The organism is Deinococcus arboris, from assembly GCF_009755355.1.
GTDB classification, from domain to species: Bacteria; Deinococcota; Deinococci; order Deinococcales; family Deinococcaceae; genus Deinococcus; species Deinococcus betulae.
In genome coordinates, this window is the sequence record NZ_WQLB01000057.1 from 1 (window position 1) to 14,168 (window position 14,168).

Sequence of the window (14,168 nt, forward strand, 5' to 3'; positions counted from 1 at the left end):
CATACCCTTGACTCAGGCCGTATACCGCGCTAGAGTTGTTGACATCACCGCCCAAGAGGCGGCTTTTTTATTGTTGTAGGTCGGCCGGTGTGTTCACGTTGCGCAGGCCAGGCAGGCCAGAGACCAGCACCGTGCTTTCCCTGGAAGCGGCCAGGCGCAGGCGCCGTTCGCCACTGTCCAGCAGGCCAGTCACTCTGGGCAGCAGCGCCGTGTGATACAGCGCGGCCAGTGGTTGCGGGCGCCCGCTGGCGTCCAGGGCCTGCACGCTCAGGGTCTCTGGCGTCCGGGCCTCCAACAGCGCCTGCCAGTAAGCAGGGGTCAGGTCCGGCAGGTCAACGCCGGCCAGCGCCACCCAGCCGGGGGGGGCGGCGCCCAGAGCCGCCTCCAAGCCAGCCAGCGGCCCCTCGCCGGGCCGGGTGTCAGGAACCGGGTGCCAGCCAGGAGCGTCGTAACGGCCCGGCGGTGCCACCAGCAGGCGCTTGGAGCAGGCCTGAAGACTGGCACACACCCGGTTCAGCAGGGTTTGCCCATCCAGCAGCGCCAGCGCCTTGTCGGCCCCGAATCGGCTGGAGCGGCCTCCTGCCAGCACCGCCGCCGTCAGGTCGTTCACTCGCGCGGGCCGCTCTGACGTTCCAGCAGCCGCAGCGCCCAGGCCACCAGGCGCGGCCCTGGGCGGCCATAGGGCGGATAGGTAAAGCGCACCACACTGCGTCGGGGTTCGGTCAGCACGGCGCGCTCGTGGCTGAAGGCCCGGAACCCGTGTTCGCCGTGGTAGGCGCCCATGCCGCTGGGCCCCACGCCTCCAAACGGCAGATGGGGGTTGGTCAGGTGGACGACTGTTCCGTTGACCACCATGCCGCCGCTGGTCGTCTCGCGCTGGACGCGGCGCGTCACGGCCTCATCCTCGGCGAACAGATACAGGGCCAGCGGGGCGTCCAGCCGGCGAATCAGGGCCAGGGCCTCGTCCAGCGTGCGGTAGGTCAGGATGGGCAGCACTGGGCCAAACAGTTCCTCGGCCATCAGGGGCATGTCCGGGGTCACGTCGGCCACGATGGTCGGGGCCACAAAGCGCTCGGCGGGGCTGAATTCGCCGCCGCGCACCACCCGCGCCCCCTGCGCCACGCTCTGACGGGTCAGGCGCTCCAGACGTTCCACACTGCGGTCGTCCACCAGTCGCCCGTAATCGGGGCCGGCCCGCAGCCACGCGCGGTCACCGTAGCGGCGCGCGATCACCTCATCCAGGGCCAGCAGCAGCGCGCCCTGCTGGTGTTCAGGCACCAGCACATAGTCCGGGGCCACGCAGGTTTGCCCGGCATTCAGCAGCTTGCCCCAGGCAATTCGCTCGGCGCTCAGGGTCAGGTCGGCGCTGGCGTCAATCAGGGCCGGACTCTTGCCACCCAGTTCCAGGGTCACGCTGGTCAGGTGGGCGGCGGCGGCGCGCATGACCTGGCGGCCCACCGCCGTGCTGCCTGTAAAAAAGATGTGGTCAAAGGGCAGGTCGGTCAGGGCGCGGGCCACCTCGGCGTCCCCTTCTACGGTCGCCACGAGATGCGGCTCAAAGACGCTGTCCAGCAGCTCGCGCAGTGCCCGGGCCACATGCGGCGCTTTCTCGCTGGGCTTCAGGATGACGGTGTTGCCCGCCGCCAGGCTGGCCACGAGCGGCGCCAGGGCGAGGTTCACCGGGTAATTCCAGGGGCTCAGAATCAGGGTGACGCCGCGCGCCTGCGGCTGAATCTCACTCCTGGCGCCCAGCAGCACCGCTGGGGTGGGGGCGGTGCGGGTGGCCATCCAGCGCGGCAGGCGGCGAATGGCGTGCTGAATTTCTTCCAGCACCGGGTGCAACTCGGTGATTTCGGCCTCGGCGCGGCTCTTGCCCAGGTCCCGCTTCAGGGCGTCGGCCAGGGCTGTGCGCCGGGCACGAATGGCGTCGTGCAGACGGCGCAAAATCGCTTGCCGCTGCGCGGGGGTCGTCTGCGCCGCCGTCCAGCGGTGGGCGCGCTGCCGCTCGAAAAGGGCGTGCAGGTCGGGCGTGGTGACCGGGGGGGCAGGCTGCGTCATGGACACCTCTGGGGAGTAGAGCTTGAACTGAGTATAACGCAGAAGTGACTGGTCTGACCAGTTGGCTACTCCTGTCTGGCAGTCGGAGCAAACGCTTCTGTGCAGCCTTCAGGACCTGTGCTGGCTCTTGGCCGTCCTGTCATAAAGCAGCCAAAGCAACACTCTGCGCCGCAGGGATGCCGACACACTACGGCCGATTCGTTTCAACTCTTGTTCGGAGGTGGCCCTATGAAGATGATTCTGGCTGGTTCGGTCCTGACGCTGGCTCTGAGTGCCTGCACCATGATGATGTCGCCGATGACCTACACACTGGGCAAGCAGCCGGCAGGCGGCGCCCTGAATTCAAGTGGGACGGTGGACGTCAAAAAAGACGCCATGATGGTCATGACCAGTGCCAAGGTCATGGGACTGGCGCCCAATACGTACTACGTGGCGCACTACCACAACCAGGGGACGGCCAGCACCGACCCGTGTAGCAGCAATGGCCCAGCCATCATGAGCAGCAAGATGGTGGCCCAGTCAGACAGCATGGGGATGCTGACCCTGATGGGGTCTGTGGCGGCCAGCGACGTGATGAGCGCGACCTACTTCAACATTCACACGGCCAGTGACGCGGCAGGCACGCCGGCGGATGCTGGCGTCAGCTGCACGCCTGTCAAGATGATGTAAAGGCAAAGCCGGCAGCGCCAGAGGGGAATGGTCCCCTCTGGCGCTGTTTTATCTGTGATTGGGCTGTGCGAGCAGGAGGACGTGGGGAAGGTGGAGCAGTTCCAGTGCTTTTCTAAACCTGGAGATATGACCTGCGGCGTCCTTTTTTCGCTCTACGCTTCGCTCGCTTCCTCTCTGCTTGAAGGCCAACTTCCTTCACTTCACCTTTGAGCCTATAGGCCCAACATTGCCCGGTAACTGGCCACCAAGGACCCGCCCCACAGCAGCGCCACCACGGCGCCCAGGGCCAGGTAGGGGCCGAACTTCACGCGGTTCTCGCGGCGGGTCGCCATCTGCACCAGGCCCAGCAGCGCTCCGGCAAACACCGCCACCACCAGCGCCACCAGCAGCCTTTCCCAGCCCAGAAATGCACCGATGACGGCGGCCAGTTTCACGTCGCCAAAGCCCATGGCGCTGGCGTCACTCTGGGCGTCGTCCTGTGGGGTGTCGTCTTCACGGTGGCGGCGCCAGTGCACCCACCAGTACACGCCGCACACCAGCGAAACCGCGCCGGCGGCGGCCAGGGCGCCCTGCACCATCAGAATCATGCCGGGGCCAAAGCCGGCGCTGCCCAGCATCACGCTCACGAGCAGCCCGCCCAGGGTCAACAGTTCGGGAATGCGCACCACGCGCCGCGCGGCCAGGTTGACCCCTGCCGACAGCAGGCCCACACCCGCGCCCCACCACGGCCCCAGCCACGCGCCCGCCAGCAGCGCCAGGCTAATTTGCTGGTAGCCCAGCGGGAACTCGGGAAACTGCCGCTCCCGGAAACGGCGCAGCACCCACGACCCCAGTTGGTTGATAGCGACCAACAGGCCCGCACCCAGCAGGGCGCCCTGCACCGCGCTGGCAAAGTCCGGCAGCTCCGGCGCCCCCCACCAGCCGTTCAGCGCCCCAAAGGCCAGGCCCAGCCCCACGCCGGGCAGAGTCAGTTCGTCGGGAATCGTGTAGGTGTCCAGGTCAATGGCGCTGCCCACCAGCAGCAGCGTGAACAGCACCATCAGCCCCAGGGCGCCCCAGCCCACGGTCAGCGGCGGAAACAGCGCGGCAATGGTGGCGTAGCCGATGCCCGTCAGCAGCTCCACCACCGGATAGCGCGCCTTGATGGGCGCCCCGCAGTAACGGCATTTGCCCCGGAGGGCCAGCCAGGAAAAGACCGGCACCAGGTCCGCCACGCCCAGCCGGTGGTCGCAGTGCGGGCAGTGGCTGGGCGGAAAGGCAATGTTCTCGCCGCGCGGCAACCGCCAGATCAGCACGTTGGAAAAAGAGCCGACCAGCAGGCCCAGCAGACCGGCGAACACCACAAGCAGGAGGTCAGGACTCACGCCAGCAAGTCTAAGGGGCGAAGTCTTACACAGACGTCTTCAGGCGTTACTGATTGCCCTGCATCCGCTGCCGGATGTGGGTGATGTCCCAGCCGGTCAGATTGGCCAGGGTCTGGGCCTGGGCCTCGTTGCGGCGCTTCAGCTCAGCGCGGTAGCTGGTCATGGCGGCACAGCTGGCGCTGCCCTGGTACGGGTGGCGCAGGATGTACCGGCCCTGAAAGGTTGTCTGGTTGTTGGTCACCTTAAAGTGCAGGTCCTGCGGAAAGGTCGCCGCCGTGTAGCGCACGTGTAGCCGGGTCAGGTAAACGGGCTTGGCGGGCCCCGCCGGGACATCTTGCGAAGATGCGGGCGCCCGGCCCCAGTCCTCCTGCCGCCAGAACACGCCGGCCTCTTTCAACTCCTCGGGTGTGGGCGGCTCGGTGGAGCAGGGATCGCAGTTATTCGTGTTCCAGGCGTATTCCAGCAGGGCCACATTCTTGCCTTCCCGCTCGTAGGCGCGCCGGAAAACGTGGCGGTAGAAAGACGCAAACTGGTTTTTCACCAGCAGCGGCACCTCTTTATTGGTGGGAATGGAGGCCGTGCGGTAGTTGCTCGTCTCTACCCGGCCCTGCGGCGAGAGCAGATAGACCGTCAGGTCCTGCTCGCCGGGCGAATTGAGTGTGCCCAGGCGAATGGGCAGCATGAATTTTTCCGAGGTATAGGACAGCACAATCGGGTTCAGAAAGCCGCCCCCAGCCTGTTCAAAGCGCTCGACATTCACCCGCACCACGAAGAATTTCATGCCGCTCTTGAGGTAGCCCCCCAGCATCGAGTCGGCCCCGGCCGGCAGCTTGTAGCCCTCGCCGCGCAGGTACGCGGCCAGGCCGCTTTGCTGACTCGCACTCAGAATCAGGATGTCGTACTCGCCGACCTGGTAGCTGGCTTCGATCTTCACACCCTGGGCCTGGGCACGCAGGGCCGCCCGGTCCTCCACGGGGGCCGAGGTGGGGGCCGCCATCGGCATGGGGGGGGGCACCGGCGCACAGGGGTTCTCGTCGAAATACTCCACCAATCTTGGCGCGCTGTAGGCATCCAGTTTCTTGACGATGCTGGGGTCGCCAATGCGGATGTCTTCCCGTTTGGGCACGACGGGAATGGGCACAATGCGCGCAAAATCTTTCACACTGCCGCTGTAGTCGTTCATCATCGTGAACACGCTGCGGTTTCCGTCACGCGCGATGATGACCTGATTGGTGCGGTTAAACAGCTTGCTGTCGGCCTTCGCCACAAAAAAGCCGCAGAAGGCCGCCGCCGAGGAGGTCAGGGCGAGGCCGAGAACAGTCCAGGTCAGCCGGGTTTTTCGCATGGGCACTCCGGTGGGCAGAGGGAAGAGGGCGTGTGGTGACAGAGGCAGCATACCTGTGCATCAGCGCCGGAGCATGCGGATGTGCGGTGCAACACAAAATGGGCGCGGAAGAAGCTCTCCGCGCCCTGGTGTGTTTCCGCCTAGTGCCGCCCGAAGTGCCCCAGTTGCGGGACGTTGGGGGTCCACGCCGGCTTCTCGACCACCTCGCCGTAGAGGTCGTATTCATCGCTGTCTTCAATCTGCACGCGCACGATGTCGCCAATCTTGATCTGGCCGGCAAAATCGCCCGCAAAGACATACACCTGGCCGTCAATGCCGGGGGCGTCGCCCTTGGTGCGGCCGATCAACTTGGTGCCGGGCAAGTCGTCCTCGTCGTCGTTAAATTCGTCCACAATCACGTCCATCACGCGGCCCACCTTCTCGGCCAGCTTCTCGGCGCTGATGCGCTGGGCGACTTCCATGAAGCGGGCCAGGCGTTCCTGCTTGACCTCTTCGGGCACGGCGCCGTCCAGCGCATTGGCATCGGCTTCCTCGACATCCGAGTACGCAAATGCCCCCACGCGGTCCAGCCGGGCGTCTTCCAGAAACTGGAGCAGCGCCTGAAACTCGTCCTCGGTTTCGCCGGGAAAGCCCACGATAAAGGTGGAGCGGATCACCAGTTCCGGGCAAATCTCGCGCCAGCGGCGAATGGTGTCCAGCTGCTTGCCTGCGCCGGGGCGCCGCATGCGCCTGAGGACACTGGGGCTGGCGTGCTGCAGGGGCACGTCCAGGTAAGGCAGAATCTTGCCCTGCGCCATCAATTCCACAATTTTTTCAACGTGCGGGTACGGATAGACATAGTGCATCCGCACCCAGGCGCCCATCTCGCCCAGTTTCACGGCTAGGTCCGTCAGGTGGGCGCGCACCTGCTCACCCTGAAATTCAGACTCGCGGTAGCGCACGTCCACCCCATAAGCAGAGGTGTCCTGCGAGATAATCATGATCTCTTTGGTGCCGCCCGCAATCAGGCGAAAAGCCTCATACAGCACGGCCCCTGCGTCACGCGACACCTGCAGCCCACGCAGCTTGGGAATGATGCAAAACGAGCAGGTGTGGTTACAGCCCTCGGCAATCTTGACGTAGGCGTAGTGGCGGGGCGTCAGCTTGACGCTGGGGGCAAAGACGTCGCCGTGGCGGGTGGTCTCGCGCTCAGGGCGCATGCCGGGGGCGGCCACCGGCAGCAGGCCCGTAAAGGCGCCCTGGTCAAGAGGCAGCAGCTCGCGCACGTGGCCCATCACGTCGTCCACCGCCTCGCTGCCGGTAATGGCGGCGACCTTCGGGTGACGCTCCATGATTTTCTCGGGGCGCTCGCCCAAGCAGCCGGTCACGATGACCTTGCCGGTGGCGTCCAGCGCCTCACCAATGGCGTTCAGGCTTTCTTCCACGGCGGGCGTAATAAAGCCGCAGGTGTTGACAATCACGGCGTCGGCGTCCTCGTAGCTGGGGGCCACTTCGTAGCCCTCCACGCGCAGCTGGGTCAGAATGCGCTCGCTGTCCACCAGGGCTTTGGGACAGCCCAGGCTGATAAACCCCACTTTTCTCGTGCCCCCACTGCTCTTTGCTGGGGCGGGCGTTACCTGTGTCATGTGGCTCCTTGCTCGTGCGCCGCGCCCGTCCCACACTCCGCGGAGGCCAGGGGCACAGAGTTCAGCCCGCCACTGTAGCGCGGCGGGCTGGGTCAGGGAAGGACTTAAGTTACAGGCCTCAGGCCCTTACTGACAGTTTTCAATCTTGAGTGCTGCGTCCTTCAGGTTCAGTTTGGGCAGGAAGAAGGCGCGGGCGTTGTCTTCAATGATGCGGCGGGTCTCGTTCCGGGCCAACGTCAGGCGCTGCTGGCTCAGGGACTGGGCGCTCAGGGTGGGCTGGGCGGCGCACAGCTTGCCTCCCTGCACCTTAAGGGTCTTCACTGGAACGACCGTTTCCCCGCTCCTCAGGGCCTTGGCGTCGCAGGTGCTCAGCTTACCGGCAGGCAGTTGGCCTGTCAGGAAGTACTTGGTGATGGGGCCGTCCACGCAGTCGGTGCCGTAGGGAAAGGCCGCGTGCTGAGGCTCGTCGTCAATCAGAATCATCTTGGCGCTGGGGGTGGAGTTCAGCGCCCGCAGAGCGCCTTCCTGGGGGGTGGCAGGGTCCAGTTCGTTTTGCAGCATAAGCACGGGGGGCATGTCGCCCGGCAGGCTGGGCTGCTGGACACTGGGGCCGCCCTTCCACTGCAAGCAGGGGTTGGACACCGAGCTGCCGCCAATCAGGGGGAAATTCTTGGCGTCCTGGTCGTCTCGGGCGCGGGCGCCAGCCAGGGTCTGCTTCCAGGAGGTGTCGTTGCAGGTGATGGCCGTGAACGTAGAGCTGAAGCTGTCCATCTCAACGCCGAAGGGCTGAGCATTCAGCTCTTGGTCGCGCTGAAACAGCAGCATCTGGGCAAGCTGCACGCCCAATCCATTCAGCTCGGGCACTGAAAAGTAAGTCTGCTGCGTGCTTAGAGCCAGCAGTTCGTCCAGCGAAGCCTGGGGTTTGGCTTTGATAACGCCGTCTATAACCACGGCCGGTTTGAGGAGCAGGCCAATCAGGGGCATCTCTTCACGGCCATACATCAGCTGGGCAATGTAGTTGCCCATGATGCTTTGCAGAGGCTGGCTGAGGCTGGTCTGTGCCCCGTAGACCTGAGCGCCCGTCGCGCCCAGCCCCAACACGCTGTTCTGGCGGGCCAGAAACGGCGCCACCGCGTCGCGGAAGTCGCGCTCAAAGGCAGCTGGTTGCAGGCCAAAGGCGTCTTCCATCGTTTCATTCCAGGACATGTTGCCGTCCAGCAGCATGCGCCCGGTGTTGGCGGGAAACAGCTTGGCGTACCAGGAGCCCAGCCAGGTGCCATATGAATAGCCGATGTAGTTCAGCTTCTGGTCGCCCAGCAGCTGCCGGGCCAGGTTCAGGTCGCGGGCCGTGGCGTCGGTGTTTATCAGGGGCGTGACTGGGTTTTTCTGACAGGATTGCGCAATCAGTTTGCCCAGGCGAATCATGTTGTTGACGTTGGCGTCGCTGCGGTCGCTGGCGGGCGGGTTGATGGGCGCGGCCAGTTCGTTGCTGCCGCAGTACAGCCGGCTGCTGGCCCCGACCCCGCGCGGCGAAAAGCCAATCAGGTCAAATTCGGCGGCCATCTGCTTCAGCCCCGCCGCGTTGGGCATGGTGTTGGCGCTGCTTTCCCAGAACGAGGCGAAGTAGGGCGCGAAGCCCAGGCCGTCGCCCCCGGGACCACCGGGGTTAAAGAAGATGGCGCCCTGCCGCTTGCTGGGCGCGGCGGCGGCCACGCGAATCAGCGACACGCTCACGGAGGTGCTGTCCGGTTTGGCCCAGTTGGCGGGTACCGACATGTCGGCGCAGCGCAAGCGGTCGCCCAGTTCCTGAAACAGCTCAAGGTCATCTGTGGTGCCCAGAATGGTGGGGTCGCAGGCCGCCCAGTTGAGTTTCTGGCCTGTGTAGCTAGCCAGAGGGTCGGGCGTGGGTTCGGGGGTTGGCGTAGGTGTACAGGCGGCCAGAGCAACAGACAAAGCAATAAGCAAAGAAGAACGGCGCAGGATCATGGGTGCCTCCGTGCGGCACCGTAGCAGGCTGGGTTCGGGGAAGGCGCCCCACCTCCGCTTGACTTTTTTGCGCTGGGACAGGCGTCCCGGTCAGGCTGCATAGCCCCCGCTGGGCGTCTCTTACTTCTCGCAGTACACTGCGCCTCAGCATGAATGCCAAGGTCATTGTGGTCACGTCCGGCAAGGGGGGCGTGGGCAAAACCACGACCACCGCGAATATCGGGGCGGCGCTCGCCAAGCTGGGCGAGAAGGTCGCCGTCATTGACGTGGACGTGGGCCTGCGCAACCTTGACGTGGTGATGGGCCTAGAGTCGCGCGTGGTTTTTGACCTTGTGGACGTGCTAGAAGGCAAGTGCCGCATGAGTCAGGCCCTGATTCGGGACAAGCGCGTCGAGAACCTCTTCTTGCTGCCCGCCTCGCAGACCCGTGACAAGGACGCCTTGGACCCCGAAGTTTTCAAGGGTGTGGTGCGGGACCTCGTGGAGCAGGAAGGCTTTGACCGCATCCTGATTGACAGCCCCGCCGGAATCGAGTCAGGGTTCAAAACCGCCGCTGCTCCGGCCGGGGGCGCCCTGGTCGTGGTGAACCCCGAGGTCTCCAGCGTGCGCGACGCCGACCGTATCATCGGCCTTCTGGAAGCGCAGCAGGTTAGTGAAATCCGACTGGTCATCAACCGCCTGCGGCCCAAGATGGTCGCCAGCGGCAACATGCTCAGTGAAGCCGATATTCTGGACATCCTGGGCGTCAAACCCATCGGCATTGTGCCGGAGGACGAGGGCATCATCGTGTCGACCAACGTGGGCGAGCCGGCGGTGCTGGGCAAGACCAAAGCCGGCGAGGCGTTCATGGCCACCGCCCGCCGCCTGAAGGGCGAGGACGTGCCGTACCCCAAGTTCGAGGAAGACCGGGGCTTTCTGGCCGCGCTGCGCCGCCTGTTCGGGGGGGCCTGAAGTGTTTTCGTGGATGAAGCGGGGCCGTACCAAGGAGACCCTCAAAGACCGCCTGGAACTGGTGCTGGCCTACGACCGCGCCCAGATTCCGCCGGGCAAGGTGGACGCCCTGCGCAACGACCTGCTGGAGGTGGTGCGGCGCTACTTTCCAGCTGGGAACAGCTCAGTCGAAATCGAGCAGCGCGGCGATATGGTCGTCCTGATGGCTAACATTCCGCTGGACGAGGGGCCGCCCGGCCGGGCCAGGTAAGGGCTTCAGCCGGCTTTTGACGCTCTGGAAGCGCAGCCGGTACTTTTCCGGGTGTGCCGCAATGAAGCGGAAGCTGTCTCTTCTCCTCCCATTCTGCAAGCCCTTCGAGTCTGCTCGGATTCCCTCAGCATTCCGCCCGGTTCAATTCAGAGTCAGTCTCAACTGTGGACCGGCCCTGAGCCGTCTCACCCGCGCGCGCCGTAGCCTGTACCCGTGAAGTACGACCTGCGGTTTCCCATCGTGATTGCGGCCCTGCTGGTGGTGGGCCTGATGACCGTCAGCACGGCGGCGCTCTCGCCGCGCGCCTCCAGCGGCATCTTTACCAAACAGCTCCTGGGGGTGGCCCTGGCCGCGCTGCCGATTGGCCTGCTGTGGTGGGCCGGGCGTGACCGCATCTACCGTTACGCGCCGCACCTGTTTGCCGCCGCCCTGGCGCTTCAGGCCAGCACGTTTGTCATCGGCAAAGAGGTCAACGGGCAGCGCAACTGGATTTTGCTGGGGCCTCTACAGTTTCAGCCGCTGGAGATCCTGAAGTTCGCCCTGATTCTGATGCTGGCGGTGGTACTGGCCGGCGGCTACAAGGGCCTGAGCACCTATGCCCGCGCCTTTGCCGTGTTCTTGCCAGCGGCAGGCCTGGTGGTCGTTCATGACTTTGGCGGCGCCATGGTTCTGGGGGTGATGTTCGGCGTGATGCTGCTGGCCGCGCGCATTCCGGCCTGGCACGCCCTGGTGGCGGTGGCCGCCCTGGCGGTGGTGGTGCCCACCGTGTTGTATCCCCACCTGGAGCCGTATCAGCAAAAGCGCCTCACCATTTTTCTGGACCCCTACGCAGATCCGCGTGGCGCGGGCTATCAGGTCATTCAAAGCACCATCGCCGTGGGGTCTGGGGGCCTTCAGGGCAAGGGGTACAAGCAGGGTAGTCAGTCGCACAACGGCTTCTTGCCCGAAGCCCACACTGATTTCGCTGTATCCACCTGGCTAGAAGAACAGGGCTTCGTGGGCGGCGTCATCGTGCTGGTGCTGTACGGCGCCCTGCTGTGGGGGCTGGCAGGTATGGCCGCCGAGGCGCCCCGCCTGCAAGACCAGATTCTGTTTGCCGGGGTGCTGGGTCAGGTGGGGTTTCAGGTCATCGAGAACGTGGGCGCCGCCCTGAGTGTGCTGCCTCTCACGGGCATCACCCTGCCGCTCATCAGCTACGGCCTGAGCAGCCTGGTCAGTACCCTGGCCACGCTGGGGCTGGCGTATGTCGTTCACCGTGACCGCTTTGAGGGTCAGCTGTAAGTCGTCACTTTCCGCTCAATTAAAAAAGTCTGGCCATAAGACTTCGTGAACCGCGCCCAGGAAAGCCTCTGGGCGCGCGGTGTTACGGTGAACTGCGTTGTCAGCACCGCAGGGTTCGGGCCGGGCGCGGGAGTGTCCAGGCCGGCCTGCTGTTCACGGAGGCACACCATGAAGATCACCGACGGGCTGGACTCGTTTTTCGCAGAGGGCGTCCCGGCACTGGCGCGGGTCACGGGCGCTCCTGAGACCGATGTTCGCCGCATCCTGGCAGCGGGCCTGCCCCGGCAACTGGACGCTCTGGCCGAGCAGGCGGCGCTTCCCGAGGGACAGGCGCATCTGGGCGAAGCTGTGGCCACCCTGCCCGCGTTTACCAGCGTGTCTGGCGCTCTGGCCGAGCCGGACGGTGCCGAGAATCTGGAGCAGGCCGGCATCCTGCTCACCCCGGCCCTGCTGGGGACGGACTCGGATGATCTGGCGCGGGCCACAGCTCAGGAGGCAGGCGCTGACCCAGGCGTGAGTGCCCTCCTGCTGCACATGGCTCTGCCACTGCTGCTCAGCCGTCTGGGGCAGCGCGGGCTGAGCAGCCAGAATGCAGCGGCCCTGAGCGAGGTGCGCGGTCAGCCGCTGGCGCTGGCGGCGCTGTTGGGGGCGGGAACAGTGGGGGTAGCAAGCCTGACGCCGCCGATTGAGGCAGCTGGGTCTGCGGTGGTCTCGCCTGTAGTGACACCGGCTCAGGCCGCGTCGCCCGTGGTGCCGCCGGTGACGGTTGGCTCTGTGGCTGGCCCGACTGTCACCACGCCACCGACCAGGCGCCGCAATTTCTGGTGGCTGCTGCCCCTGTTGCTGCTCTTGCTGGTCGGTGGGTGCTGGCTGCTTCAGCGGCCGCCCGCCACGGGAGCCACGGATGACACGACTGCCAGCACGACTACCACAGGCAACGCCCTCACTATTACCTCGCCAGCGGCCGACACCGACTTACCCTCAGCGCCCTTCACCATGACTGGGACTGGCGCCGCCGGCTCCACCCTGAGCGTGCTGGACGGCGAGACTGAAGTGGGAACCACCACGGTCGGGACGGACGGCACTTGGAGCACGGAAGTGCCTGCCCCGGCGGCCGGGCCTCACACCTTCACCGTCCAAAGCGGCGGGATCCGTCAGGCCGTCAATGTCACGGTGGCTGGGGACGACACCTCAGGCACAGACACAGGGACTAGTGCGGGTGATGATGCGAGTACTGGAGACACGGCGGTCACGGCGGGCATCACCGAGCCGCAGGAAGGTGCGGCGCTTCCGGCTGGAGCTTTTGAGCTGCGCGGCACGGGCGAGGCAGGGCAGACCCTTGAACTGCTGGAAGGTGAAACCAGCTTGGGGAATATCACGGTGGGTGACGACGGGCAGTGGGCGTTCACGGTGCCCAGCCCTGCCGCTGGTCCACAGACCTACACTGTCCGCGATACGAACGGCACGGCCGTGGGCACCCTCAACGTGACGGTCGCGGCGCCCGAGGCAGGCGCAAGCGCGGCCAACTGCACCGAAACGTACACCCTCAGCATCACCGATGGCCAGGCGGTCGCGCAGCCCTTCCGCTTTGGTGGGGTCGGTGAGGGTCAGGGCTACAGCGTGACGGTTCGGCGTGGCGAGCGTGTGGTGGGCCGCAAAGACATTCCCCTGGATTCCACTTGCGGGTGGAGCTATCAGAGCCGCCCAGGTCCTGGGGCCATCACCTATGAGGTGCGTCCTTTGGGCAGCCCCGACGCCGAGCCTCTGAGTACCGTGAACCTCAGCGTGCGTTAACGCTCCCAGCGGCTAACGCTCCAGATTCCGGCAAAAGGAAAGAACTGCCCCGACCGTTCCTGTGTGGCCACAGCACTGATGCTGCCATCCAGATAGAGCGCGTCGGGGCAGCTCAATGTGTCCCGGAAGAAAGTCGCAAAGCTGTAAAAATTCACGGGTGTGCTGCTGAGGGCGAATTTGACTGCGCCGCCCTGACAGACACCGACCCCGCTGCGCAGCTTGGACGAGGTGCTGGCTGCCCGAAACTGAGGATGAAGGACCCCCTTCTGCACCAGCAGCGGCCCAGACTGTGTGGCGAAATCGGGTGTGAGGCGCGCCGCCTCGAACGCCCTGGTTTCGGTCACCCCAGCCTGTTCACCCTTGAGCCAGAACACGCCGTTGGGCACCAGGGCAAAGTTTCCGCCTTGCTGAGCGCGGTTCAGGGGTGTCAGCGTCTGCCCCTTCTCGATATGGAGGCCCAGAGGTTTTAGACCCGGCGCATAGATGCCACTGTTGGTGGCAAAAAGAAGGGTGCGGCCTTCTTTGCTCAGGCGCGCCCGCAGCTGTTCGAAGGTCGTGTACGGCGCGTTCGTCGTGGGATTGAGCCAGTGCAGGCTCAGAGTGTCGCGCGCCGGCATCACGGTGGCCACGGTGTAGCTCACTCCACCAGCCTTCACGGTTTGGACAGTCAGCGCTAAAGCGGTGGGAGAAGCAATCAACATCAGGAGGGCCGTGAGGCGGAGCATGAATCATGATGTCACGCTCCCATGAGGCCGCACAAAGGACGTCTGGCGGGCGTTTTCTGGGCTGTTGACCCTTCCCTGAACCTGGGCGCAAGAGAGGGTGCTTGACAGAGATCGCAGGCGC

Annotated in this window: 12 protein-coding genes; 5 read left to right on the forward strand and 7 right to left on the reverse strand. The window is 65.1% G+C overall.

Translation table 11 applies throughout. The annotated features are described in order from the left end of the window. Positions 1–67: 67 nt before the first annotated feature. Both mobA and GO986_RS21680 read right to left on the reverse strand, forming a co-directional pair. Positions 68–610, reverse strand: a complete 543-nt coding sequence (gene mobA, locus GO986_RS21675; RefSeq protein ID WP_369409533.1) for a molybdenum cofactor guanylyltransferase — start codon at positions 608–610, stop codon at positions 68–70. Then, positions 607–2,058, reverse strand: a complete 1,452-nt coding sequence (locus tag GO986_RS21680) for an aldehyde dehydrogenase family protein (RefSeq protein WP_157461606.1) — start codon at positions 2,056–2,058, stop codon at positions 607–609. Before GO986_RS21680 ends, mobA begins: the two co-directional genes overlap by 4 nt. A 228-nt stretch (positions 2,059–2,286) precedes the next feature. On the opposite strand from GO986_RS21680, the gene GO986_RS21685 reads away from it, so the two are divergent. Next, complete coding sequence (locus tag GO986_RS21685) at positions 2,287–2,727, forward strand: superoxide dismutase (RefSeq protein WP_157461607.1); 441 nt, start codon at positions 2,287–2,289, stop codon at positions 2,725–2,727. 212 nt (positions 2,728–2,939) lie between these two features. On the opposite strand, the gene GO986_RS21690 is transcribed toward GO986_RS21685, so the two are convergent. The 4 genes from GO986_RS21690 to GO986_RS21705 all read right to left on the reverse strand — a co-directional run bounded on the left by GO986_RS21690 (position 2,940) and on the right by GO986_RS21705 (position 9,014). After that, on the reverse strand, positions 2,940–4,091 hold the full coding sequence (locus tag GO986_RS21690) for a prepilin peptidase (RefSeq protein ID WP_369409534.1): 1,152 nt from the start codon (positions 4,089–4,091) through the stop codon (positions 2,940–2,942). Between the two features lie 46 nt (positions 4,092–4,137). Next, entirely contained in the window at positions 4,138–5,436 is a 1,299-nt protein-coding gene (locus GO986_RS21695; protein WP_157461609.1) for a DUF2330 domain-containing protein, read from the reverse strand. 140 nt (positions 5,437–5,576) lie between these two features. Further along, on the reverse strand, positions 5,577–7,061 hold the full coding sequence (rimO, locus tag GO986_RS21700) for a 30S ribosomal protein S12 methylthiotransferase RimO (protein ID WP_157461610.1): 1,485 nt from the start codon (positions 7,059–7,061) through the stop codon (positions 5,577–5,579). A 126-nt stretch (positions 7,062–7,187) separates the two neighbouring features. Then, positions 7,188–9,014 carry an alpha/beta hydrolase gene (locus GO986_RS21705; protein WP_198170909.1) on the reverse strand — a complete coding sequence of 609 codons (1,827 nt, stop codon included), beginning with the start codon at positions 9,012–9,014 and terminating at the stop codon, positions 7,188–7,190. Positions 9,015–9,196: 182 nt separating this feature from the next. Here GO986_RS21705 and minD point away from each other — a divergent pair, with 182 nt between their 5' ends. From minD to GO986_RS21725, 4 genes are all read left to right on the forward strand, one after another. Continuing rightward, on the forward strand, positions 9,197–9,997 hold the full coding sequence (gene minD, locus GO986_RS21710) for a septum site-determining protein MinD (RefSeq protein WP_157461612.1): 801 nt from the start codon (positions 9,197–9,199) through the stop codon (positions 9,995–9,997). Between the two features lie 13 nt (positions 9,998–10,010). Then, positions 10,011–10,247: a cell division topological specificity factor MinE gene (minE, locus tag GO986_RS21715; RefSeq protein ID WP_157461613.1), complete on the forward strand. Its 237-nt coding sequence runs from the start codon at positions 10,011–10,013 to the stop codon at positions 10,245–10,247. Between the two features lie 213 nt (positions 10,248–10,460). Next, positions 10,461–11,528 (forward strand): FtsW/RodA/SpoVE family cell cycle protein, encoded by a 1,068-nt coding sequence (locus GO986_RS21720; RefSeq protein ID WP_369409536.1) that lies wholly within the window; start codon positions 10,461–10,463, stop codon positions 11,526–11,528. Positions 11,529–11,696: 168 nt separating this feature from the next. Next, positions 11,697–13,322, forward strand: coding sequence for a DUF937 domain-containing protein (locus GO986_RS21725; RefSeq protein ID WP_157461614.1), 1,626 nt, complete (start codon positions 11,697–11,699; stop codon positions 13,320–13,322). On the opposite strand, the gene GO986_RS21730 is transcribed toward GO986_RS21725, so the two are convergent. After that, positions 13,319–14,047: a phosphodiester glycosidase family protein gene (locus GO986_RS21730; RefSeq protein WP_157461615.1), complete on the reverse strand. Its 729-nt coding sequence runs from the start codon at positions 14,045–14,047 to the stop codon at positions 13,319–13,321. The genes GO986_RS21725 and GO986_RS21730 overlap by 4 nt on opposite strands. Positions 14,048–14,168: the final 121 nt, after the last annotated feature.

Bases quoted from the DNA above. Each gene is read 5' to 3' on its own strand.
- GO986_RS21680 (WP_157461606.1), bottom strand. From the start codon at position 2,058: ATGACGCAGCCTGCCCCCCCGGTCACCACGCCCGACCTGCACGCCCTT.
- GO986_RS21685 (WP_157461607.1), top strand. From the start codon at position 2,287: ATGAAGATGATTCTGGCTGGTTCGGTCCTGACGCTGGCTCTGAGTGCC.
- GO986_RS21695 (WP_157461609.1), bottom strand. From the start codon at position 5,436: ATGCGAAAAACCCGGCTGACCTGGACTGTTCTCGGCCTCGCCCTGACC.
- rimO (WP_157461610.1), bottom strand. From the start codon at position 7,061: ATGACACAGGTAACGCCCGCCCCAGCAAAGAGCAGTGGGGGCACGAGA.
- minD (WP_157461612.1), top strand. From the start codon at position 9,197: ATGAATGCCAAGGTCATTGTGGTCACGTCCGGCAAGGGGGGCGTGGGC.
- minE (WP_157461613.1), top strand. From the start codon at position 10,011: ATGAAGCGGGGCCGTACCAAGGAGACCCTCAAAGACCGCCTGGAACTG.
- GO986_RS21725 (WP_157461614.1), top strand. From the start codon at position 11,697: ATGAAGATCACCGACGGGCTGGACTCGTTTTTCGCAGAGGGCGTCCCG.
- GO986_RS21730 (WP_157461615.1), bottom strand. From the start codon at position 14,047: ATGCTCCGCCTCACGGCCCTCCTGATGTTGATTGCTTCTCCCACCGCT.